The 23,706-nt window shown below is 46.0% G+C and carries 22 protein-coding genes and 1 tRNA gene; 19 read left to right on the forward strand and 4 right to left on the reverse strand.

What is annotated here, in order from left to right; genetic code table 11:
* Positions 1-58 precede the first annotated feature (58 nt).
* From ACOSVP_RS17310 to ACOSVP_RS17340, 7 genes are all read left to right on the forward strand, one after another.
* A tRNA-Glu gene (locus ACOSVP_RS17310) sits at positions 59-134 on the forward strand.
* Positions 135-180: 46 nt separating this feature from the next.
* Positions 181-972, forward strand: coding sequence for an aminodeoxychorismate lyase (gene pabC, locus ACOSVP_RS17315; RefSeq protein ID WP_487348731.1), 792 nt, complete (start codon positions 181-183; stop codon positions 970-972).
* 5 nt (positions 973-977) lie between these two features.
* Positions 978-2,003 (forward strand): endolytic transglycosylase MltG, encoded by a 1,026-nt coding sequence (gene mltG, locus ACOSVP_RS17320; RefSeq protein WP_487348732.1) that lies wholly within the window; start codon positions 978-980, stop codon positions 2,001-2,003.
* Positions 2,004-2,014: 11 nt separating this feature from the next.
* Positions 2,015-2,647: a dTMP kinase gene (gene tmk / locus ACOSVP_RS17325; protein ID WP_487348733.1), complete on the forward strand. Its 633-nt coding sequence runs from the start codon at positions 2,015-2,017 to the stop codon at positions 2,645-2,647.
* Entirely contained in the window at positions 2,644-3,579 is a 936-nt protein-coding gene (gene holB / locus ACOSVP_RS17330) for a DNA polymerase III subunit delta' (RefSeq protein ID WP_487348734.1), read from the forward strand. Before tmk ends, holB begins: the two co-directional genes overlap by 4 nt.
* Before the next feature lie 5 nt (positions 3,580-3,584).
* Positions 3,585-4,382, forward strand: coding sequence for a TatD family hydrolase (locus ACOSVP_RS17335; RefSeq protein WP_487348735.1), 798 nt, complete (start codon positions 3,585-3,587; stop codon positions 4,380-4,382).
* 60 nt (positions 4,383-4,442) lie between these two features.
* Positions 4,443-6,914, forward strand: a complete 2,472-nt coding sequence (locus tag ACOSVP_RS17340) for a Lon protease family protein (RefSeq protein ID WP_487348736.1) — start codon at positions 4,443-4,445, stop codon at positions 6,912-6,914.
* Here ACOSVP_RS17340 and ACOSVP_RS17345 read toward each other — a convergent pair.
* Positions 6,911-7,216: a hypothetical protein gene (locus tag ACOSVP_RS17345; protein ID WP_487348737.1), complete on the reverse strand. Its 306-nt coding sequence runs from the start codon at positions 7,214-7,216 to the stop codon at positions 6,911-6,913. The two genes, ACOSVP_RS17340 and ACOSVP_RS17345, sit on opposite strands and share 4 nt — an antisense overlap.
* 194 nt (positions 7,217-7,410) lie before the next feature.
* On the opposite strand from ACOSVP_RS17345, the gene ACOSVP_RS17350 reads away from it, so the two are divergent.
* The 6 genes from ACOSVP_RS17350 (at position 7,411) to ACOSVP_RS17375 (ending at position 13,236) form a co-directional block, all read left to right on the forward strand.
* Positions 7,411-7,842 (forward strand): cytochrome b562, encoded by a 432-nt coding sequence (locus tag ACOSVP_RS17350; RefSeq protein ID WP_487348738.1) that lies wholly within the window; start codon positions 7,411-7,413, stop codon positions 7,840-7,842.
* A 70-nt stretch (positions 7,843-7,912) separates the two neighbouring features.
* A complete protein-coding gene (locus ACOSVP_RS17355) occupies positions 7,913-8,245 on the forward strand; it encodes a hypothetical protein (protein ID WP_487348739.1) in 333 nt (110 codons plus the stop codon).
* An 85-nt stretch (positions 8,246-8,330) separates the two neighbouring features.
* Entirely contained in the window at positions 8,331-9,386 is a 1,056-nt protein-coding gene (locus ACOSVP_RS17360) for an AraC family transcriptional regulator (RefSeq protein WP_487348740.1), read from the forward strand.
* 144 nt (positions 9,387-9,530) lie between these two features.
* On the forward strand, positions 9,531-11,240 hold the full coding sequence (locus ACOSVP_RS17365) for an acyl-CoA dehydrogenase family protein (protein ID WP_487348741.1): 1,710 nt from the start codon (positions 9,531-9,533) through the stop codon (positions 11,238-11,240).
* A 163-nt stretch (positions 11,241-11,403) separates the two neighbouring features.
* Entirely contained in the window at positions 11,404-11,853 is a 450-nt protein-coding gene (locus ACOSVP_RS17370) for a YaiI/YqxD family protein (protein WP_487348742.1), read from the forward strand.
* A gap of 93 nt (positions 11,854-11,946) precedes the next feature.
* Positions 11,947-13,236 (forward strand): NAD(P)/FAD-dependent oxidoreductase, encoded by a 1,290-nt coding sequence (locus tag ACOSVP_RS17375; protein ID WP_487348743.1) that lies wholly within the window; start codon positions 11,947-11,949, stop codon positions 13,234-13,236.
* A 110-nt stretch (positions 13,237-13,346) separates the two neighbouring features.
* Here ACOSVP_RS17375 and ACOSVP_RS17380 read toward each other — a convergent pair whose 3' ends face one another.
* Both ACOSVP_RS17380 and ACOSVP_RS17385 read right to left on the reverse strand, forming a co-directional pair.
* Entirely contained in the window at positions 13,347-14,984 is a 1,638-nt protein-coding gene (locus ACOSVP_RS17380; protein WP_487348744.1) for an alpha-glucosidase, read from the reverse strand.
* Positions 14,985-15,103: 119 nt separating this feature from the next.
* Entirely contained in the window at positions 15,104-15,985 is an 882-nt protein-coding gene (locus ACOSVP_RS17385; RefSeq protein ID WP_487348745.1) for a LysR family transcriptional regulator, read from the reverse strand.
* 96 nt (positions 15,986-16,081) lie between these two features.
* Between ACOSVP_RS17385 and leuC the strand changes: the two genes are divergently transcribed.
* The 6 genes from leuC (at position 16,082) to ACOSVP_RS17415 (ending at position 22,564) form a co-directional block, all read left to right on the forward strand.
* The gene (gene leuC / locus ACOSVP_RS17390) at positions 16,082-17,509 is read left to right on the forward strand and encodes a 3-isopropylmalate dehydratase large subunit (protein ID WP_487348746.1); all 1,428 of its coding nucleotides are present in this window, start codon (positions 16,082-16,084) and stop codon (positions 17,507-17,509) included.
* A gap of 9 nt (positions 17,510-17,518) precedes the next feature.
* The gene (gene leuD, locus ACOSVP_RS17395) at positions 17,519-18,169 is read left to right on the forward strand and encodes a 3-isopropylmalate dehydratase small subunit (RefSeq protein ID WP_487348747.1); all 651 of its coding nucleotides are present in this window, start codon (positions 17,519-17,521) and stop codon (positions 18,167-18,169) included.
* 9 nt (positions 18,170-18,178) lie between these two features.
* Complete coding sequence (gene leuB, locus ACOSVP_RS17400) at positions 18,179-19,258, forward strand: 3-isopropylmalate dehydrogenase (protein ID WP_487348748.1); 1,080 nt, start codon at positions 18,179-18,181, stop codon at positions 19,256-19,258.
* A gap of 76 nt (positions 19,259-19,334) precedes the next feature.
* On the forward strand, positions 19,335-20,453 hold the full coding sequence (asd, locus tag ACOSVP_RS17405) for an aspartate-semialdehyde dehydrogenase (RefSeq protein ID WP_487348749.1): 1,119 nt from the start codon (positions 19,335-19,337) through the stop codon (positions 20,451-20,453).
* Between the two features lie 198 nt (positions 20,454-20,651).
* Positions 20,652-21,818: an AAA family ATPase gene (locus ACOSVP_RS17410; protein WP_487348750.1), complete on the forward strand. Its 1,167-nt coding sequence runs from the start codon at positions 20,652-20,654 to the stop codon at positions 21,816-21,818.
* Between the two features lie 2 nt (positions 21,819-21,820).
* Positions 21,821-22,564, forward strand: coding sequence for an HNH endonuclease family protein (locus ACOSVP_RS17415; RefSeq protein ID WP_487348751.1), 744 nt, complete (start codon positions 21,821-21,823; stop codon positions 22,562-22,564).
* A 255-nt stretch (positions 22,565-22,819) separates the two neighbouring features.
* Here the strand turns inward: ACOSVP_RS17415 and ACOSVP_RS17420 are convergent, their stop codons facing one another.
* The gene (locus ACOSVP_RS17420; RefSeq protein ID WP_487348752.1) at positions 22,820-23,488 is read right to left on the reverse strand and encodes a transposase; all 669 of its coding nucleotides are present in this window, start codon (positions 23,486-23,488) and stop codon (positions 22,820-22,822) included.
* Positions 23,489-23,706: the final 218 nt, after the last annotated feature.

The following is a 23,706-nucleotide window of genomic DNA, read 5'->3' on the forward strand; positions in this document are numbered from 1 at the left end:
CGATTTCAATATGGTGACTCGGTGTAAAACAATGTCACATGAAGTACGCTTCAATTACGTCCCATTCGTCTAGTGGCCTAGGACACCGCCCTTTCACGGCGGTAACAGGGGTTCGAACCCCCTATGGGACGCCATCTTCCTAATCTGATATGATTCACCTTTCTGTTTGAGATCAATCATATGCAGTGGTTCAAAAATTTTAATCCTGATAGCTCCATCGCCATTTCTGATCGTGGTTTAGCCTACGGTGACGGTTTATTTGAAACCATCGCAACGCAGTCTGGCTCAATTCCAGCATTGTCTTTCCATCAAGCCCGCTTGGCTCGTGGCTGTAAGCGCTTAGGTTTCGATGTGCCCACTGAGTTGTGGCAGCAATGGTGGTTGTTTGTTCAAGAGCAAGCAATCGAGAATCCTGATTGTGGTATCAAGGTGATGCTGACCCGAGGCAGTGGTGGTCGAGGTTATTTGCCACCTGAACAGCCTAAATTTGAGTTTTTGGTTGGCGTGTTTGAAGCGCCTAATTACCAGGTGCAGCAGAAAACAGGCGTGTCCTTGTTGGTGTCGCCGATACAGGCATCGATCAACCGCTCATTTAGTGGTCTTAAGCACCTAAATCGTTTGGAAAATGTCCTAGCTAAACAGTCTTTGTCGAGCCAAGCTTACGAAGCAGTGCTTCTGGATGCCAACAAGCATTTGGTTGAGTGTGTGCAAAGTAATCTCTTCTGGATCAAACATGCTCAGTTGTATACGCCAGCACTGCATCAGTCTGGTGTGCAAGGGAGTTATCGAGCGAGAGTATTGTCTAGCTTTGAGGGGGTTGTGAATATGGGCTCCTATGGGCTGGATGTCTTGTATCAGGCAGACGAAATATTTGTCACCAATGCTTTAAGTGGCATTCTGCCGGTCACACAATTTGCAGATAAAACCTTGCCGATCGGACGGCTAACACAAAAATTAATGGATCAAGTTTAAGAAACATGAAACTAGTTAAACGAATAACGCTGGCGGCTTTGGTTGCAATGACGTTGGTGGCGGTGGGAGCGGGTTGGGCTTATAACGCCCTGACCAAACCTATGAATTTGACTGAGGCGACCCAATTTGATGTGGAGCGTGGCGCATCCATCATTAAGCTTGGCAATCAGTTGGCGGAAAAAGGCTGGATTGAGCATCCGATTTTGGCTCGTCTAGTCCACCAATTAAATCCTCAAATCGTACCAAAGGCGGGTAAATACGATATTTACCCAGGCATGAGTCTAATGGAAACCCTAGCGCTGTTTGATACTGGTGAAGTAGTATTTTATCCAGTCACGCTGCTTGAGGGGCATACTTTCCGAGAATACCTAAAAGCCATGCAAGCCAAGGGCAATATCGAGATGACATTGCTTGAGCTAACCGATAAAGAAATTGCTGAAGAGTTGGGATTAGAGCAAGCTTCTCCCGAAGGTATGTTATTTGCCAACACTTTCCGCTATCACGATGGCGATACCGATTTAGATATCTTGAAGCAATCCAACCAACTACTGCAAGCGACGCTAGATGAGTTGTGGGAGGGCAAGGCCAAAGATTTGCCTTACAAAACGCCTTATGAAGCTCTGATTATGGCGTCGATTATTGAAAAAGAAACCGGTGTACCCGAAGAGCGCCCACTGATCGCCCGCGTGTTTATTAGCCGTCTGAAAAAAGGTATGCGTTTACAAACGGATCCAACGGTGATTTATGGTATGGGCGAGCGTTACAAGGGCAATATCACCCGTGCGGATCTGCGCCGCCATACGCCTTACAACACCTATCAAATTGATGGTTTACCGCCAACACCGATTGCCAACGTGGGTCGAGAGGCCATCCATGCGGCGCTCAATCCCGGCGAAACAAAGGCTCTCTATTTTGTCGCGAAAGGTGATGGAACGCATGTATTCTCCAACACACTGGTAGAGCACAATGCGGCCGTTGCGGAATTTCAGCGTAAGCGTCGTAAAAATTACACCTCCACGCCATCGAATTAGAAGGATTACTGATGACAGGTAAATTTATTTCGCTAGAAGGCGGTGAAGGGGCTGGTAAAAGCTCAGCTATTCAAGCCATTCAGACTTGGCTAGAACAGCAGGGCATCGAGTATGTGCTAACTCGTGAACCTGGTGGCACGCCCATGGCAGAAGAAATCCGCGCATTGGTATTGTCTGCACGTGAGGAGAAAGTCGCCCCTAATACTGAATTGCTGTTGGTGTTCGCATCTCGAGTACAACATTTAAGTGAAAAGATTCTACCGGCGCTGGCACAAGGCAAATGGGTTATCAGTGACCGTTTTGTTGATTCTAGCTATGTCTACCAAGGCATTGCCCGCGGCATTGATGAAAGCATTATTGATGGCCTAGTAGAGACATTTCTAAAGGGGCAGTTACCAGAGAGAACCTTGTTAATGGATGTGCCAGTCGAGATTGGTATGAGTCGTGTGCAAACGCGCGGTGAATCCAACCGTTTAGATGGTGAGTCTTTGGCGTTCCATGAAAAAGTGCGTCATGGCTTTCTTAAGCGTGCTGCACAGGATGCTGATCGCTTTGCTGTCATTGATGCCAGTCAAAGTATCGAATCGGTAGAGCAGCAGATCATTGCTCAGTTGAATCAACTGATCGTGGAGCCAAGTGCATGAATGCCTTAGCGCCTTGGCTTGAGCAGGATTACCAGCAAGCGCAACAGTGGCGTCGCCAAGGGAAATTTCATCACGCCTTATTGATCAGTGGTATCAATGGGGTGGGGCAAAATGCCTTTGCGGAAGCCATGGCCAAGCTGTTGCTGTGTGAGAAAACCGATAACGCCCCTTGTGGACAGTGTCACAGTTGTCAGGTGGCAAAAGCGGATACCCATCCAGATCTGATGGTTCTTGATGGCCAAGAAGGTGGTATTCGTGTGGATGCCGTGCGCCAAGTCGTGGCGAAAGTAGCGAACAAACCGCAGCTGGGCTATTCCAAAGTGGTGTTGTTGCACGACGCACACCAGATGAATGTCAATGCGGCCAACGCTATTCTAAAAGCACTAGAAGAGCCGCCATCGTCGACTTTTTTCATTTTGACAACGCACACCTCTCGTTCACTGATGCCGACCATACTCAGTCGTTGTCAGCGCATGACCTTGCCAACTCCCAATGCAGATCAAGTGAGCCAATGGCTGCTTAATGAGGCTAAGGTAGATGCGTCCAATTTATTGTGGTTCAGTCAAACGCCGTATCACTTGTTAGCGCTAACGCAATCCCCCAGCTTTGACATGCTGCAGCAGTTACCAGCATGGTTGAGCGATTGGCTACAGGGCAACCTACGCACCGACGAATTTGCTGGCAAGGCAGGCAAAGAAACCACCGCAGACTTCATTGATGGTTTATTGGCGTTATTAACTCAATCGGTGCAATACACGGTCACAGGGCAATGTCATGAGCAAGTTCGCCATGCGGTGACAGGCTTGTTGGCCCGCTATGATATTTATCGACTGATGGGCTTTATCCAGAACTTAACTGAATTAAAGTCACAGCTTGATAAAACCCATTTAAACCCCACTATACAAATTATTGGCGAATTAAATTCTTGGTAAGGTAAATGTTAGTAGATTCTCACTGTCACTTAGACAAACTCGACGTAAATGCTTATGACAATGGTGTGCAAGGTGCCATTGATGCCGCGAGAGATAACGGCGTAAATCAGATCTTAACGATTTCTGTGGATCTAGACAGCTTTGAGAATGTTTACAGCTTTACTGAACGTGCTGGCATTATTGCCAGCTGTGGCGTGCATCCATTACACAAAGAAGGCTTGCTAAGTTCTCCAGATCGTTTGTTCTACCTTGCTTCACAAGACAAGGTAGTTGCGATCGGTGAAACGGGTTTGGATTACTTTTACGATAAAGAGCCTGAACTGCACGTGGCTCAAAAAGAAAGTTTTGCGGTACATTTGGATGTGGCAGGTCAGCTGAAATTGCCGACCATTATCCATACCCGCGATGCGAAACAAGATACATTAGAGCTAATCAAAGCGCACGGTAGTTTAGACGTCGGTGGAGTGCTGCATTGCTTCACTGAAGATTACGACATGGCGAAAAGTGCCTTAGATTTGAACTACTTAATTTCTATTTCCGGCATTGTTACGTTTAAAAATGCTGAGGATTTGCGTGACACAGTACGCAAGTTGCCATTAGAGTCATTAATTGTAGAAACGGATTCTCCTTATTTAGCGCCCATTCCTCACCGTGGCAAAAAAAATGAGCCGAAGTATGTACGTGATGTGGCTCAATTCGTCGCAGATATTAAGCAAATTCGCTTAGAGGAATTGATGGAGATTAGTTCCGCTAACTTCCATCGCAAGTTCTCTAAAGTAGACCCAAGCGACGTATTACTTTAATAACAACGAAAAATACAGCACCTTGTGGGTCAAGGTGTTGTCTTCAAAAGGACCTGTAAGATGTCAAAAATGGTTCAGTCTTTAGCGCCAAGTGCGCTTGCAGCTAAATTAGAAAGTGGCAAACTTCCCTTCGAAACTTTAAGTCAACTTGAGCCGCTCAGTGGGATTTTAGGACAAGAGCGCGCGGTCGAAGCGATTCAATTTGGTGTGGCGATGCATCGCCCAGGCTACAACATCTTTGTTATGGGCGGTGCCGGTACTGGCCGCTCATCCTATGTCACCAGCTACCTAAAAAGCGAAGCAAAACGTAAACCAGCACCAAGTGAGTGGGTTTACCTTAACAACTTTAAAGACACGCGTTCACCAAAAGCGATTGAATTTAATCCGGGCCAATCAAAAGTATTTGAGCAAGACATTCGTGCTCTGATCGACGGCTTGATGGCAACTTTCCCTGCGGCGTTTGAAAACCCAAATTACCAACAACAAAAGAGTGCCATTGATCGTGCTTTTAATGATCAATACGAATCTGCCATCAACCTAGTTGAGCGTCATGCTTCTAAAATCGGCGTGGCTATGTTCCGTGATGCATCATCGGTTAGCTTTGCGCCCATGCGTGATGGTAAAGCGCTAGAAGAAGCAGACTTCGCTAGTTTAACCGATGAAGAGCGTGATGATTTCCAAGCGGGTGTGTCTGAACTTGAAGGCATGCTGAATGACGAGCTGCTAAGTCTACCAACTTGGAAGCGTATTTCTTACGAAGCCTTGCGAGAGCTAAATCTTGCGACGGTGGAAGAAGCACTGGATCCCTTAATGGCACCGCTGTTTGAGAAATACACGGGCGTTGAGCAAGTACTGAAATTCTTAAACGAAATGCGTGAAGACTTGGATAAGGTGATCATTGATCAGTTTGTTGATGACAAGTCTTCTGAGAACCGCGATGAGTCGAGCCGCCGCAGCATGTACGAAGAAATGTACTTGCCAAACGTGGCGGTGACGCATACCACTGATGGCGGTCAGCCAGTGGTGTACGAACCGCATCCAACTTACCGCAATCTGTTTGGTCAAGTGGAATACAGCTCAGACCAAGGTATGCTGATTACCAGTTACCGTTTGATTCGTTCTGGTAGCTTGCATGCGGCCAACGGTGGTTACTTAATTTTGGATGCGGAAAAACTGCTGACGGATCATTACCTATGGGAAGCTTTAAAGCGCGCCCTAAAGAGTAAAACCCTTAAGATCGAGCATCCGTATGCAGATATGGGTCTGATGAGCACTACCACCTTGTCACCGGAAGACTTGCCGCTGCAAGTGAAGGTGATCTTGATCGGCTCTCGCGAGATCTACTACTTGCTACAAGATGCGGATCCAGACTTCCAAGAAATGTTCCGTGTCTTGGTGGATTTTGACGACTCCCTAAAACGTAACCCAGAAACGGAATTAGCGTTTGCCCGTCTATTGAAAGATCGTGTGGCAAAAGAAGGCTACGCCGATGTGACCGACGCGGGTGTGGCTGAGCTGATTGAGTACAGCAGTCGCCTTGCTGAACATCAGAAAGAAATGGCAGCTAAAATCGGTGATGTGTTCGAGTTATTAGGTGAAGCGGACTTTAATCGTCAATTGGCGAAAGATGAGCTGATCACTGACATTCACGTGAAACGTGCTTTGGCGGCGAAAAAACACCGTACTGGCCGTGTGGCAGAGAAGATCATCGAAGAAATCGTCGATGGTACGATTTTGCTAGAAAGTGAAGGTCAAGCCATTGGTAATATCAATGGTCTAACCGTGATGCAGATCGGTGACAGCAGCTTTGGTGCGCCAGCGCGTATTTCGACCACGGTTTACCCTGGCGGCAAAGGCATCGTCGATATCGAGCGCGAATCGAACCTTGGTCAAAGTATTCACTCGAAAGGTGTCTTGATCTTGTCAGGTTACTTGGGTCATCGCTATGCTCAGGAATACCCATTAGACATCAGTGCATCGATTGCGATGGAGCAAAGCTACGGTTACGTGGATGGCGACAGTGCCTCAACCGCAGAGCTATGCTGTCTATTGTCAGCCTTGATCAATGTGCCCTTGCGCCAAGATTTGGCGATTACTGGTTCCTTGAACCAATACGGCCAAGTGCAAGCAATCGGCGGTGTAAACGAGAAAATCGAAGGCTTCTTCAATGTCTGTAACGCACGTGGCTTAACCGGCACACAAGGTGTGATTATTCCGAAGTCTAACGTGATTAACCTGATGCTCAATGACGAGGTTATCGAAGCCGTTGAAGCAGGTAAATTCCATGTTTATGCGGTTGAGAAAGCGGACGAAGCCCTGCACCTATTGACAGGTATCGAGCCGGGTGTGGCGGATAAAGATGGTAACTACCCAGAAGGCACCTTGTCGGCTCGTATTCTTAAGCGCCTAGAAGAGATTTCTAAGCTAGGTGAGGAAGAAGACGAGGAAGAGGGTAAAGAGAAAGACAAAGAAAAAGCCAAAGATGGCAAATCTAAGTCTGGCTCGGATAAGTCGAAAGAGAAAAAAGACTAATACTTGCCTTGGGTGCGTTTAATAAAGCCAGCTTCGCAGTTGTCTGAAACGATCCAATACAGTGTGTAATAGAGGTCGCCACTTTCAAAGTAAGTGGCGACCTCTTTGCGTTTGCTGGGGTGGTGGCGTTTCAATACTTGCGGGCGTCGAAAGCTATTGCCACCCATAATGCCGCTGGAAGCATTCATCGCCGCGGCCATGGCGCTACGGTCATCACATTCGACCGCCTTTCCTGTTGTACTGGTGAGCAGTGCAGCAGTGGAAATAAGGGTTAATAAAGCAAAATGCCTACATTTGTTCATATACAAATTTTGGGGTTTCTTAAAATGATTTGACCATGTTAGGTAAAACCAATTTGCCGACGCAAGTTTTTACCCCATGAAATACCGAATAACCCTCTAACTTATGGCAAATTATCTGTTTTCAAGGAACTCTACTGACAGATACGCAGTCATTAGGGTAGAGTTTAGCGATTTATTGAATAATGGAGAGAGTAATGATTAGTCCTAAAATGATTCTAGGTGGTGTGTTGCTTACAGCGAGTGCTGGTGCTTTCGCCCATAATGGCTGTGGTCACACCGAGCTACATCATGATATGGAAGTGCTAAAAACGGAAATGAAGAGTCTGGCGTTTGACGTTAAGAAAGAAGACTTCGCTGCCGCAGATGCACGTATTGATGGCATTATTCAAACATTGCGTGAAGCCCGTGAAGAATCACCATACATGTTTAAAGAAAAAGAGTTGGCGGGTGAAGAGCTAGCGTCTCGCCAAGCAGATTACCAATCAGTGATCGATGATACTATCACGGCTTTTGAGGCACTGGATGCTGCGGTCATTGCCAAGGATGCTAAGGCGGCACAGACTGCCCTAGGTGAAGTGGGTAACCTGCGTAAAAAAGGTCACCGTGCATTTAAGGCAGATTGTTAATCTTTGAGCGATCAGCGTGACCTCGATGAACTAGATTGATACAATAGGCGTCTTGTTAGAGAGGTTAATTATGTCTCGCGTAAAGAAATCCCGTAGCATGAAAGGGAAGCTTGGTAAAACCGGTACCAAGGAAATGCTAAAAGAGCAGAGGAAAGCCCGTAAAGCTGCTTCTCCTTCTAAATTTGATGCTAAAAAAGCGAAGCAGCGCAAAGATCAAGCTCATCGTAAGCTTGAGCGTTTAGGTCTACTTCCTGAAAAAGAAGTAGCGCAACCTAAAGTGCGTCCAAAGCGCTTTACTTTCACTCCTAAGGTGGACGATTCTGCAAACTCTTCAGTAGAACAAACGACGTCAGAAGACTCGATCAAGAATGAACTACTGAAAGCGTTAACAGAGCAAAACTAATAATAAATTGAAAAGGCTGCATAAATTATGCAGCCTTTTTTTGTGCCAAAATTTTCTTGGGTAATTGTTGAGGGGGCTTGATTGCATGGAGTCTAAAGCGACTGTTCCAGCTCAGAGTGTACGTTATCTGGTGAGTGCGGTAGAAAAACAAGGGTGTGATATTAGCCCATTGTTGCAAGAAGTTGGCTTAAGCCGAGCTGACGTGGAAGGCAGTACGGGGATTTCGGTGTACCGTTATGGCTTGCTGTATCAGCGCATTATGCAAATGATGGACGATGAATCCTTTTGTATTTTAAGCGGTGGGAAAATGCCCAAAGGCTCATTTCGGATGATGTGTCTTTGCATTCTACATTCAAAGAACTTGGCTCAAGCGCTAAAGCGTTGCAGTGATTTCTATGAAATCTGCCGCGGTCCGACCATCAAACCCATCGTGGTGAAAAAAGGGCGTTTTGCCAAAGTTACCTTTGCGCCAATTGAATCCCTTGAAAGCAGTGCAGAAGTTTGCCTTGATAAAGCGTTTGAATCCCGTGAGCGGGTGCGAACTACCTTGTCCATGTGGCATCACTTTATCAGCTGGTTAATTGGTCGACGTTTGGTGTTAAAAGCCGCGTACTTCACCGCATCACGTCCTGACGACGTGGAATACTATCAAACTCTGTTCCAGTCCGATGTGAAGTTCTCCCAACATGGTAATGCCTTGGTGTTTCCATCGTCCTATTTGGATATGCCGCTGGTGCAGAACGAAGACAGTTTGCGTAGCTTCTTAAAGACCGCGCCGTATCAGTTACTGGTCATGGTGGATAACGACAACAGTCTAAAATCGCGCATCATTTCCATTCTGGGTAAGGATTTCTCCCAAGAAATGCTCTCTGCCGAAGACGTGGCGTCCATGCTCAATATGAGTGTCTCGACCATGCGCCGCCGTCTAACCGACGAAGACACGTCTTTCCAGCAAATCAAAGATGAGTGTCGTAAAGAAGCGGCCATTACTTATATCAATGCACCACAGCTGTCGTTTAATGAAATCGCGGCCTTGATGGGCTTTGAAGAACCCAGTGCCTTTTATCGTTCATTCAAAAAATGGACTGGTATGACGCCAGGCGAATACCGCAAACACGCGGATTATCAGACTTTAAAATAGCTTCTGCTGCCGTCAATGCGCCGCACCTGAGCATATTTGTCAGCAAATTAGCGATCATTTGCCATTGTCGAATATGCTCTAATTGACCACTCTTTCTATTAAAAAACTACAATAGAAAAATAAGAATCTATAAGGAGTCGATCAATGAGTGGTTATCGTTACCCCGCAAAAGACATTCAATTTTGTTTGGAGCAGATTGCTGGCGTTTCTCGTTTAGAGTCGCATTTTCCAAATTATGGTGCGGACCTTCTTGAACCGATTCTGGCGGAAGCAGCGAAATTCTCTGAACAATGTGTGGCCCCCACCAATCGCTTAGGAGACAAAACCCCGCCAAAAATGGTGGAGCGTTGCGTGCAAGAAACACCCGATTTCAAACATGTCTACGAACTCTTGCAAGAAGCGGCTTGGACAACACTTGCGGCATCAGAAGAGTTTGGTGGGCAAGGCTTACCAAGGGCGTTGGAAGTAGCCTTCAATGAAGGTATTCAATCTGCCAATCTATCCTTTTCTCTATGCCCTTTGCTTACTCAAGGGGCAGTCGACGCCATCGAAACCCACGCAAGCCAAGCATTAAAAGAAACCTACTTACCCAATATGGTCTCTGGCAAATGGACTGGTACCATGAACCTTACTGAGCCTGCGGCAGGGACGGATCTAGCGGCTATTAAAACCAAAGCCGTGCCCGATGGTGATCAGTATCGCATTTATGGTCAGAAGATCTTTATCACCTGGGGCGATCACTTGATGAGCGAAAACATCATTCATTTGGTGTTAGCGCGCTTGCCGGATGCACCGGAAGGTGTGCGTGGTATTTCTTTGTTCCTAGTGCCTAAGTATCTGTTGGATGAAAATGGTCATGCAGGTCGTCGCAACGATGTGTTCCCGTTATCCCTTGAGCACAAAATGGGTATTCATGGCTCGCCCACCTGTGTCATGCAATACGGCGAAACCGAAGGGGCAATCGGCTATTTGGTCGGTGAAGAACATAAAGGCCTCGCGGCCATGTTTACCATGATGAACAACGCTCGCCAAAGTGTCGGTCTACAAGGTCTAGCCGTTGCTGAAGCGGCTTATCAAATGGCGCTCGATTATGCCCATGAGCGTAAACAAGGTTCTGTGAAGGGCAGTAAAGAAAAAGCGGTCATTGCTGAACACGGCGATGTAAAACGTATGTTGTGGCAAATGGCCAGCACGCTGGCCGCTATGCGAGCTCTGATGTACACCGCTTCCGTTGAAAATGATTTGTCGAAAACCGATGCGAAGCATCTATCGCGTACTGAGCTGTACACGCCGATTGTTAAAGGTTGGCTCACTGAAATGGCGCAAGAAATCACGTCGCTCGCGGTGCAGGTGCATGGTGGTATGGGCTATATCGAAGAAACTGGGGTGGCACAGCTATTCCGCGATGCGCGTATCTTACCTATCTACGAAGGCACCAATGGTGTGCAGGCATTAGATTTGGTCGGACGCAAATTGGCGGCCGATCAAGGCGCGGCCATGTCAGCCTTAATTGATGAAATGCAAACCGATGTGGCAAGTTTTACGCAGCACGTGAACAAGGTGGTATCGCTGAAAAGCTACATTAGTCTGTTAAACGATGCCAAACAGGCATTGTTAGCTGGCGAGGTAGAGTCGGGCGAAGCTGCCTACGATTTTATGATGCTGTCAGGCTATGTGATTGGCGGCTGGCTATTATTAAAAGGTGCGCAAAGCGATGCCGCAGATGAGACATGGCGTGCTAAGGTGCAGTTCTATTTTGATCATGTGCTGGTGCGTGCTCATAGTTTGGCTGCGTCGGTGAAAACCTTTTCGCCTTCAGCACAAATCCCCACAGCAGAATTGCTTAAAAGATAAATAAGTAAAACTATTTATCTTTTGTTCTATTGGTTGGGTATTTGGTAAAGCCAAATACCCAACATTAATGAGAATAATATATTTTTATTAATCGTTGCTATTTTCGCTATAGCCAAAGGGTCATTGAACCGCAATAATGGAGCTCTAGTTTAAGGAGCTCTCAATGCAGATCTGGGTCGACGCGGACGCGTGTCCTAACGCCATCAAACCAATCCTGTTTAAAGCCGCTGAGCGTTGTGAAGTTCAGTGTATCTTTGTGGCCAATGTCGCCATCGCCTTACCCAATAGTAAATGGCTCACCCGCAAAGTGGTGCCAAGTGGCTTTGATGAAGCCGACCTCTACATTGAGCAAAACGTTGCCGTAGGTGATCTGGTGATCACTTCTGATATTCCCCTCGCTTCGGACTGCATTGCACGTGGTGCGCAAGTGATGACTTCAAAAGGGGAGCAATACACCTTAGAAAACATTAAACAAAAACTGCAAATGCGTGATTTTATGGATCAAATGCGTTCCAGCGGTTTTGATACGGGCGGCGCGGCGCCATATGGCGATCGTGATAAAGCCGCGTTCGCTAATGCCTTAGACAGACTTCTTGCCAAGCGACCTAAATAAGCACAGCTAGGTTCCGCTTCGCTCCTCGTTTTGAGGAGTGATTTGCTAAGCAATACCAGTGTTTAGCAAATCATTCACAGTTTGGGGATTTATATGAAAAAAATCGTAGTACTCGGCGGTGGCGCCGGTGGCTTAGAGCTTGTTACGCGTCTGGGTCACAGTTTGGGTAAACGCAAATGCGCGGACATTACCCTGATCGACCGCTCGCAAACCCACATCTGGAAACCTCTGCTACACGAAGTAGCCACTGGCTCCCTTGATATCAATACTGACGGTATTAATTACCGCGCTCACTCAACCAAGCACTATTACAAGTTCAAATTGGGTACTGCTTACGATATCGACCCTGAAAACAAGATCATCCGCTTGGAATCCATTCATGACGACAAAGGTCATGAAGTACTGCCAACCCGTGAAGTCAGCTATGACATTTTGATTTTGGCCGTGGGCAGTGTCAGCAATGATTTTGGTACTCCTGGCGTGTCTGACCACTGTTACTTCCTTGATTCACACCGTCAAGCCGAGCGCTTCCAACAAGCCTTGCTACAGCAATTTATGCGTGTGCACCAATTAGGCGGCGATGAAAAATTACATATTTCGATTGTCGGTGGCGGTGCCACGGGGGTTGAATTATCAGCGGAACTGTTCCACGTGGCCGACCTGCTGAAAACCTACGGCATGACGGAAATGTCGAAAGATAAGGTGAAGGTAGAGCTGATTGAAGCCGGTCCTCGCTTGTTGCCAGCCTTACCTGATCGTATCGCTAACAATGCCAAGAAAGAACTTGAGAAGCTTGGTGTACACGTGCGTGAAGCAACCCGTGTCACCGAAGCCCGTGAAGAGGGCTTGGTGACAGCAGAAGAGGAAGTGATTGCCTCGGATCTGATGATCTGGGCTGCGGGTGTGAAAGCACCTGAGTTTATTAAGAACATCAAAGGCCTAGAAACCACCCGCAATAACCAAGTGATGGTGAAAGGTACTCTACAAAGTACCCTAAGTGACGATTTGTATGTGATTGGTGATTGCTGTGCTTGTAAGCAAGCCAACGGTAATTTCGTACCGCCACGTGCCCAGTCTGCTCACCAGATGGCGTCCTTGGTACATGAAAACATCTTAGCCAGCTTTAAAAATGAGCCGCTTAAAGATTACGAATACAAAGACTACGGTTCTTTGGTTAACCTAAGTCGCTACAGCACAGTGGGTAGCTTGATGGGTAACCTAATGAAAGGCTCAATGTTTGTCGAAGGGCGTTTAGCGCGTTTTGTCTATGTGTCCTTGTACCGATTGCACCTGATTGCCATCCACGGTTGGTTTAAAGCCATGATTATTTTGGCGGCACAACGTATCGGTAAAGTGGTAAAACCTAAGTTAAAACTGCACTAAACCGCTTAAGTAATGCGCATTGGTAAACAAAAAGGGCCTTCCATATAGTTGGAAGGCCCTTTTTAGTGAGGTTTTTATGGTAACTGTATAAATATACAGTATTTTGTTCGCTATAGAGATTTGGTCACTTTGCCGATGTAGACCGAGTTCGACGGCAGCACCATTTTATGCTGTTCATATTCGCCAATTCTAAGCCCCTCAGGCATCACAATATCCTTTACCTCGTAGTTGAGCGGTGGGGTAAAGTGCGCCTGATCCCCAGCATTAAGCCCGATAATTAAGGTTTCCTCGGCATGGGTGCGGGTAAAAATCAGCACGTTTTTGTCACTGAATAAAAATTCGATCTTGCCCGAAATCAAAGCAGGGTGATGCTTGCGGAAATGCAAGAAATCGCGATAGGCATGCAGCACGGAATGACGATCTCCTTGCTGCTCAGATACCGCTAGGGGCAAATGCGCCTTACTGACGGGTAGCCAAGTATCAGCAGCAGTGGAGAAGCCACCTTTGCTGTCATTGCTCCATGGGAAGGGCGTGCGACAGCCATCGCGACCTTTAAATTCTGGCCAGAAGTTAATGCCAAACGGGTCGACTAATTGCTCAAACGTCAGTTCCGCTTCCGGTAGTCCCAACTCTTCCCCTTGATACAAGCACACGCTACCACGCAGAGACAACAGCGTCGCCATGTACACCTTACTTTTCGCTGGGCAGGCTTTGCCATGATTCCAGCGCGATGCCACACGCTCCACATCATGGTTGCTCATGGACCAGCAGGGCCAGCCGCTGCCAAGGCCTTCTTCGATGGTGCTCATGGTTTTATGGATATGGGTCATGGAACTATCGTGAGTCAGCAAATCAAATGAGTAACACATATGCAGTTTGTCATTGCCTTGGGTGTATTGCGCCATAGTTCTCAAAGAGAAATCACAGCCTACTTCTCCGACAGTGGTAGAGCCTGGGTATTCATTCAGTAATAAGCGCAAACGCTCTAAGAAAGGGATGTTTTCAGGGCGTGATTTATCGTACAGATGTAATTGATAGCCATAAGGGTTATCTAGGCTGACCCCGATACTGCCTTCGATGATTTCTTTTTTCGGCGGGTTATCACGTAGTAACAGGTCATGGTAGAAGTAGTTCGCAGTATCCAAACGGAAACCATCAACACCGCGCTCTAACCAAAAGCGCACACTGTCGAGCAGGGCGTCGACCACGTCTGGATTATGGAAGTTGAGATCTGGTTGGCTATCAAGGAAGTTGTGCAAATAGTACTGACGACGGCGACTGTCCCAATGCCAAGCGGGGCCACCAAAAACCGACAGCCAGTTATTCGGTACCGTGCCATCGGGTTTGGCATCAACCCACACATACCAATCGGATTTATCATTATCACGGCTAGAGCGGGATTCTTTAAACCAGGGGTGCTGGTCAGAGGTGTGGTTCAGTACTTGGTCGATAATGACTTTGATATTGTGCTGATGAGCGCTTTCAATCAGTTCGTCAAAGTCGGCTAGATTACCGAAAATAGGATCCACATCGCAGTAGTCGGAGACATCGTAACCGAAGTCTTTCATTGGGGAAGTGAAAAACGGCGAAAGCCAAATCGCATCGACACCAAGGGACGCGATATAAGGCATTTTCTCAGTAATGCCTTTTAGGTCGCCGATGCCGTCACCGTTAGAGTCCATAAAGCTGCGTGGGTAAATTTGATATATTACGGCGCCGCGCCACCAATCCGTCGTTTGCTTGCTCATCTGTTACTCCTGATAAGTAGACATCTATCTCTTACACTAGCATTTATTTGCGCTAACGCATTGGAATTTTGAGCTTTATTGCTTGGGATTTGGTGAATTATCGCTTGGAAATTTAAAAGTTATTTGGCTTCCTTAGCTAATTTTTGTAATAGCTCAATAAAGGCGGTTGCCGCGCGGCTTAGCGTGCGTTGTTTATGGTGAATCACCCCTAGTTTTCGCTCCACGTTTAACGCCGGTAAGTTCACTACGGCTAGCTGGTCGTTTACCACGGTAGAAGGTACCAAAGACCAGCCCCAGCCAATGCTCACCAACATGGCAAGGGTTTCCAAATTGTTGGTGTTCATTTTCACTTGAGGACGCACGCCATTGACCGCGAAGACCTTCTCAGCAATTTGGCGGGTAAAGGTGTTCTCATGGGGCAACACGCAGGGGTATTTCGATAATTCCACCACGTCCACTTGATCCATTTGTGCCAAAGGATGATCCAAACTCACCACACACTGTAAGGGGTCGGACCAGATCGGAATGGCGTTCAGCATATTTTCCGATTGAGCCGAAAGGGTGATGATGCCAATCTCCGCTTCGCCTTTTAAAATCTGACGATGGGCGTCTTCTGATTGAGTAAAGTCGATCTTGATTTCCGCTTGCGGGTGCTCTAATTGAAACTGCTTTAAAGTTTTTGGTAGGCGGTGCAAGCCAATATGGTGACTGGTGGCAATCAAAAGCTCACCGGAGACATCTTCCATCTGCAAAGACATGCTGCGTTTGATATCGTTCAGATCCTCGGCAAGACGTTTAGCCTTAGGCAAGAGGCGCTGACCCGCTTCGGTGAGATGCACTTGGCGACCAATACGGTCAAACAGGCGCACATTCAGGTTGCTTTCCAAAGCGGCAATACGTTTGCTCACCGCCGGTTGGGTGACAAAGAGGCCGTCCGCCGCTTCGGAAAACGATTGGGTCTCCGCCACCTTGATAAAGGTTAATAGCTCTTGAATGTCCATGATTCCAAAAAATTATCCAAAACATGAAAAATATGAATTGGAGTAATTTAAGTTCAGCCAGTACTATAAAGCAATGCTTATGTAGGAGAGAAAGCAATGGCAGGTAAAACATTATATGACAAGTTGTGGGACAGCCACCTTGTCCAACAACGTAACGATGGTAGTGCCTTAATCTACATCGATTTACAACTACTACACGAAGTAACGTCTCCGCAGGCGTTTGAAGGTCTGCGTATGCACGGCCGTAAGCCATGGCGCCTGACTTCAAGCCTTGCCACACCGGATCACAACGTTCCAACAACCGTTGAAGAACGTAAGAGCGGTGTGAACGGTATCGCCGATCCAGTATCAAAAATCCAAGTAACCACTTTGGATGATAACTGTGACGAATTCGGCATCACAGAATTCAAAATGACCGATATCCGTCAAGGTATCGTTCACGTAGTAGGCCCAGAGCAGGGCGCAACACTACCAGGTATGACAGTAGTATGTGGTGACTCGCACACCTCTACTCACGGTGCGTTCGGTGCTTTGGCACACGGTATCGGTACCTCAGAAGTTGAGCACGTACTTGCGACTCAGTGTCTAGTACAAAAGAAAATGAAAAACATGCTTGTGCGCGTAGACGGCCAATTGTCGCCATACGTAACAGCAAAAGACGTGGTACTAGCGATCATCGGTAAAATCGGTACCGCAGGCGGTACAGGCTTTGCAATCGAGTTCGGTGGAGAAGCGATCCAGTCACTATCAATGGAAGGTCGTATGACCGTTTGTAACATGGCAATCGAAGCAGGCGCGCGCGTTGGCTTGATCGCTGTTGACCAAACAACCATTGATTACGTGGCGAACCGTCCATACGCACCAAAAGGTGATCACTGGAACATGGCGGTAGAAGCATGGGCTGACCTTGTTTCTGATGCAGACGCTCAGTTTGACGAAGTGGTAGTGCTAAATGGCGCCGACATCAAACCACAAGTGACTTGGGGTACTTCGCCTGAGATGGTTATTGCCATCGATCAAGACATCCCACGTCCAGAAGATCAAACGGATCCAGTAACGCGTGAAGGTTACGCTCGTGCATGGAAATACATGGGCCTAGAAGGCAAGAAAACCCTTGCTGATATTACGCTAGACCGCGTATTTATCGGTTCTTGTACTAACTCTCGTATCGAAGACTTACGTTCTGCTGCAGAAGTGGTAAAAGGCCGTAAAGTGGCATCGACTTTGAAGCAAGCGATCGTGGTGCCAGGTTCTGGTCTAGTTAAAGCACAAGCTGAGAAAGAAGGTTTGGATAAAATCTTCACTGAAGCGGGTCTTGAATGGCGCGAGCCAGGCTGTTCAATGTGTCTAGCCATGAACGCCGACAAACTAGGTCAAGGCGAGCACTGTGCTTCTACGTCGAACCGTAATTTTGAAGGTCGTCAAGGTTTTGGCGGTCGTACGCACTTGGTTAGCCCAGCGATGGCGGCAGCCGCTGCAATTGCCGGTCACTTTGTTGACGTAAACGATTTGGTTAAACAGTAGGAGTTAGCGATGCGTCCATTTACAAAACACACAGGTATCGCAGCGCCATTAGACTTGGCCAACGTTGATACCGACATGATCATCCCAAAACAGTTCTTGAAATCGATCAAGCGTACTGGCTTTGGTAAAAACCTTTTTGACGAATTGCGTTACGAAGACGAAGGTCAGCCAGACCAAGAGTGCACTGGCCGTCCACTACGCAAAGATTTCGTGCTAAACCAAGACCGTTACCAAGGTAGCAGCATCTTGTTGGCTCGCAAAAACTTCGGTTGTGGTTCAAGCCGTGAACACGCGCCTTGGGCTCTAGACGATTACGGCATGCGTTCTGTGATCGCGCCAAGCTTTGCCGACATCTTCTACAACAACTGTTTCAAAAACGGTCTACTACCGATCGTTTTGACAGAAGAAGAAGTAGACCAGCTATTTAAAGAAGTTGCAGCGAACGAAGGTTACGAGCTAACCATCGACCTAGAAGCGCAAAAAGTGATCTCACCTTCTGGTGCAGAGTTCAGCTTCGAAGTGGATGCGTTCCGTAAGCACTGCCTACTAAACGGCCTAGATGACATCGGTTTAACACTACAAGAATCCGATGCGATCAACGCTTACGAAGAACAACGAATGAAAACAGCGCCTTGGTTATTCGAAGCGCGCTCATTGTAAGGAAAGAACATGTCTAAGAAAGTATTAGTATTGCCGGGTGACGGCATTGGTCCAGAGATCGTAGAGCAAGCGGTGCGCGTACTTGACGCGGTTAACGCTAAATTCAACCTAGACATCGAACACGAGCATGCCCTAGTAGGCGGTTCTGCATACGATGAAACAGGTTCGCCACTGCCAGAAGCGACGCTAACGAAAGCCAAAGCAGCGGACGCGATTCTACTAGGTGCAGTAGGTGGTCCTAAGTGGGACGGCCTAGACATGTCTGTTCGCCCAGAGAAAGGTCTGCTAGGTCTACGTTCTAACCTAGAGCTATTTGCCAATTTGCGACCAGCGATTCTATACCCACAACTAGCGGACGCTTCAAGCTTGAAGCCAGAAATCGTAGCGGGTCTAGACATCCTAATCGTGCGTGAACTAACTGGCGGTATCTACTTCGGTCAGCCACGTGGTATCCGTACGCTAGAAAATGGCGAGCGCGAAGGTTTCAACACTTACGTTTACAGCGAGTCTGAAATCCGCCGTATCGGTCGTTCTGCCTTTGAAGCAGCGCGTCAGCGTGGCAAACGCGTATGTTCTATCGACAAATCAAACGTACTAGAAGTTACAGTTCTATGGAAACAAGTCATGGAAGAAGTAGCGAAAGAGTACCCAGATGTTGAATTGTCACACATGCTAGTAGACAACGCAGCGATGCAACTTGTACGTGCACCAAAGCAATTTGACGTAATGGTAACCGGCAACATGTTCGGTGACATTTTGTCAGATGCGGCAGCGATGTTGACAGGTTCTATCGGTATGCTACCTTCTGCTTCTCTAAATGCAGAAGGTCGTGGTATGTACGAGCCATGTCATGGTTCGGCACCAGATATTGCTGGCAAAGGTGTTGCAAACCCATTGGCGACGATCCTTTCTGTTGCTATGATGTTGCGCTACTCGCTTGACGCGAAAGACGCGGCGGATGCGATCGAAGCGGCGGTCAGCACAGTGCTTGACCAAGGTCTTCGTACAGCAGATATCGCTTCAAAAGGAAGCGAAACAGTAAGTACATCACAAATGGGTGATGCCGTACTTGCTGCTTTGAAAGCTTAATTCATAATAATTAAGCATTAACTCGGGATACTGCTCTTGGTATGAGTAGGCCCACACTAAAAAAGGTAAAGAAAACATGTCAAAACAAACTGTAGGTTTAGTCGGCTGGCGCGGAATGGTTGGTTCTGTGCTGATGCAACGTATGCGTGAAGAGAACGATTTCGATCATATCGATCCAGTGTTCTTCTCTACGTCCCAAACGGGCCAAGCGGGTCCAAATATTGGTAAAGATATTCCATTGCTACAAGACGCGAACGATATCGAAGCGTTGAAAAAGATGGACATCATTATTACGTGTCAAGGTGGCGATTACACCAAGGCGATTTACCCACAGTTGCGTGAGGCAGGTTGGAAAGGTTACTGGATCGACGCGGCGTCTTCTCTTCGTATGGAAAAAGATGCCATCATCGTTCTAGATCCAGTTAACCAACACGTAATCAAGCAAGGTCTTGTTGATGGCGTGAAAACCTTTGTAGGTGGTAACTGTACTGTTTCATTGATGCTTCTAGCTCTAGGTGGTCTGTTCGAGAAAGGCCACATCGAGTGGATGTCATCTATGACATACCAAGCAGCGTCTGGTGGTGGTGCTCGCCACATGCGTGAGCTACTAAACCAATTCGGTTTGCTAAACGCAGAAGTGGCGTCTGAGCTTGCTGACCCAGCGAGTGCGATCCTAGACATCGACCGTAAAGTAGCAGAGAAAATGCGCTCTGGTACACTTCCGACTGATCAGTTCGGCGTACCACTAGCGGGTTCTTTGATCCCTTACATCGATAGCCAACTTGATAACGGTCAAAGCCGTGAAGAGTGGAAAGCACAGGCTGAGTGTAACAAGATCCTAGGCATCAATGGCAAGCCAATCCCAGTTGACGGTCTATGTGTCCGTATCGGTGCGATGCGTTGTCACAGCCAGGCTTACACAATCAAGCTAAACAAAGATATCCCAGTTGCGGACATCGAAGGCTTGCTTGCTGAGCACAACCAATGGGTGAACGTGGTACCAAACGACAAACAAGCAACTATGGAGCGTCTAACTCCGACGGTTACTACTGGTACTCTAAACATCCCAGTGGGTCGTATCCGTAAACTGAACATGGGCCCTGAATACATCAGCGCTTTCTCAGTGGGTGACCAACTACTTTGGGGTGCGGCAGAGCCACTACGTCGTATGTTGCGTATCTTGATTGAAGACTAAGGTCTTTGGGTTAGTGTTAGAATGAGTTAGAAAGACCCGCTTTCGAGAGATAGCGGGTTTTTTGTTTTGTAGTAGGGCTGTCCCAGCCTGAATCTCATATAATTGGTTAAAGACACTTTATGAGATTGAAGGATTTATAAATACCATTCAGTATCTAGAATTAGATAGAAATTATATCCTTAGATTAATGGAGTAAAGATGAAAATAAAGTCAATAGATATTAAAGGAATTGGCGGGATAAAGAATTTACACATCGATTTCGATGATAATATGAATTTTATTTGTGGGCCAAATGGGATAGGAAAGACTACAATTCTAGAATGTGTTGCTCATTCTTTCTCGTTTAACAGCACAAATATCCTTAAAAGAAATGTTTCGAGTGATCAGGGAGATTTTACTGCTATTATTGAAACAGAGAATGGGACACAGAATTCAAAAGTTCAAATAAATGACTTTGATCCAGATAAGTCATCAAATGTAAATGGCTTAAGACAATATGCTGAAAAATTACTTTCATTAAAGGTTTCAAGAACATTTCAATATCAGCCTCTACATGCAGTTGCTAAAGATACTAATAAAAACCAACATAATACTTATGAAGAGGCTAAGTCTGGAGTTAATATTAATGAGGTTAAGAATTGGTTTGTTAATAGATATTTATATTCCGCACATGATGGTGCTTTGACTGAAGAACAGTTACATAACTTGAAAATAGCCCAAAAAGCATTTTCATTATTAAGTGATGGGTTTAAGTTTAAAAAGGTTTTAGCTTCTTCAAATGAGATCATGATTGATTCCCCTAGTGGGGAGATCTATTATGAATATTTGTCTTCTGGCTTCAAGTCTTGTCTGTCGATAATTTTTGGTATTATTAAAGATATTGAATTCCGATTCAAATCTCCTTGTATCAAAGTAGACGAATTTGATGGGATTATTCTAATTGATGAGCTTGAACTTCATTTACACCCTGAATGGCAGTCTAAAATAGCTAGTATATTAGTCGAGGTGTTTCCGAAAATTCAGTTTATTGCATCAACTCATAGTCCTCATATACTGCAAAATGCAAAACCTAATGAAATTATAGCATTAGCCTTAAATGAAGAAGGAGTTTATAGAAGGCAGTTAAATGGTGGTTCATATGGTTTTCAGGGATGGACTGTAGAAGAAGTCCTTACAGATGTTATGGGAATGTCTGATACTCGAACGGATACATATAATAAATTGATGTCTGAATTTGAGATGGCAATTGATTTAGAAGATTATGATGAATCAAAGATTGCATATGATAAATTAGATGTATTATTGCACCCAGAAAACCATTTGAGAAAGTTATTGAAGTTCCAATTGGCAGCAGTAAAGGGTTAGGCATGATAAAGCTAGATAGATTACCAAAGCCTGACTTCCTTACTGATCAGAAAGTTAGTGAGCTTGTGGAAGAGTTTAAAAAAACAGGTTCTTCAGTGTGGAACGTAGATCATATTAAAGATCCATTGCTTAAGTCTAGTTTTGGGAAGTGCTCATATTGTGAGTGTGATCTGACTGAGGAGAGCAAATATATGGAAGTTGAGCACTTTGAAGATAAAAAAAATAACCCTGATAAGGTTGTTACTTGGGAGAACTTATTGCCATCATGTAAGAAATGTAATGGTTCTAAAAGTACCCATGATGTTATATTGGATCCGATATTAAATCCTTATATTGAGAACCCTAAAGATCATCTTGCAATGAGGTTTTACAGATTTAAGGGGCTAACCAAAATCGGAAAAAATAGTATTGATGTTGTTGGATTGAATAATCAAGATCGACTTGTTATTAAAAGATTTGAAATTGGAAGCCAAATAGCTGACTCTATTGAAACCGCATGGGAGCGATATAATACCTTTAAAATAAATGGTAAAACACAGTCGAAAAATAGATTGATTAGTCTCGTTGAAGGGATCCTAAGAGAATGTCAACCAAATGCTATTTATGCAGCAACAACTTCTACGGTAGTTCATAGTGACTCAAGTTTTAATGAGCTAATTGAAGTTATGAAAGGTGATGATCTTTGGGGCGTTGAACTAAATGAGCTATTAGAAAAGTCTAAGAAACTAGTTCTTAAGTGTGCTTAATCTGATTAATTGACGGTTTAATTGAGACACCCACCTTAAAAAGTGATTGGCACTTCGAATTATTGAGACACCCACCTTAAAAAGTGACTCCTAACTCAATTCTAACCAGCACCAAATAACTAGCCAGTTCCTGTCGAAACTGGCTTTTTTATGCGTGTTAGTTGGGAAATTGGCTTTATTTGAAGTGTTTTGGCGAGTTTAAGGCGAGTGGGTGTCTACCAGTTAGGCAATCGCTTAAGGGCGGTGAGGATTGAGTTAAGCCAGCAGCTGTTTGGCTTTGTTGATCTTGGGTCTTCGTTTGTAGCCAGCGTTTTGGTAGTAGTTGGAGAGGATGATTTCGCTGCCAACGGCGGCGAAGGTATGTTGTTCAAATTGCGTGGCGATGGTGAGCCAGTTTTCCGATGGGATGTTTAGGCGCTGTAGAATGGGAGCAAAGCTTAGGTCGATGCTACCGCGTTTATCTTCTCGCACAATGCGGCCTGTGAGATCGACAAGTTCTAGGTAGTCTTCCAGTTTGAAGGGCAGGCCTTTTGGTTGGTTTTCTCGTGGATTGCCGACAAATGGATGCAGTACTTTTGGTTGTTGGTTTTGCTTAGCGCTGTAGATGCGCTTTTTGATGCTGGTGTAGTCTGAGGTTTCGGGTGTTTCTGCCATTTTGGCGCGAACGGGGTTGAGATCGACATAGGCCATGCAAGCCATCAGTGCGGCTTCGTCGAGTAAGGCTTGGGACTTGAATCGACCTTCCCAAAAGCGTCCCGTGCAGTTGTCTTCATAATTAGCCTGTCTTGCGATGTTTTCATTCAGTTCTCTCAGAAACCAGCTGATATCCATTAGCCGTTGTCGGTAGGTTTCAACGGTTGCATCCAGCAATGGCTGTAAGTAATCGGGTACTTGGCCTAACAGCCTATATTGCTGGGTGATCATGATGCCTTAATGTATGACGTGCCAGCGGGTAAAGATTTCTTCTGTTGACAGCGAGATACGCAGTGGTAGTAGGGTGTGTCAGCAATGCTGATCAGCTGTTTTCTGGGTTTTGACATACTCAAACCCTCGATGCTTGAGGTGTTTGAGTGAATTTAGATTAAAACTGTATAAAAAAAGCTGTGTTTTGGCTATTCTGTTAGTTAAATTATTAAGTCAGT

This window comes from Marinomonas sp. HM11-D, from assembly GCF_057626615.1.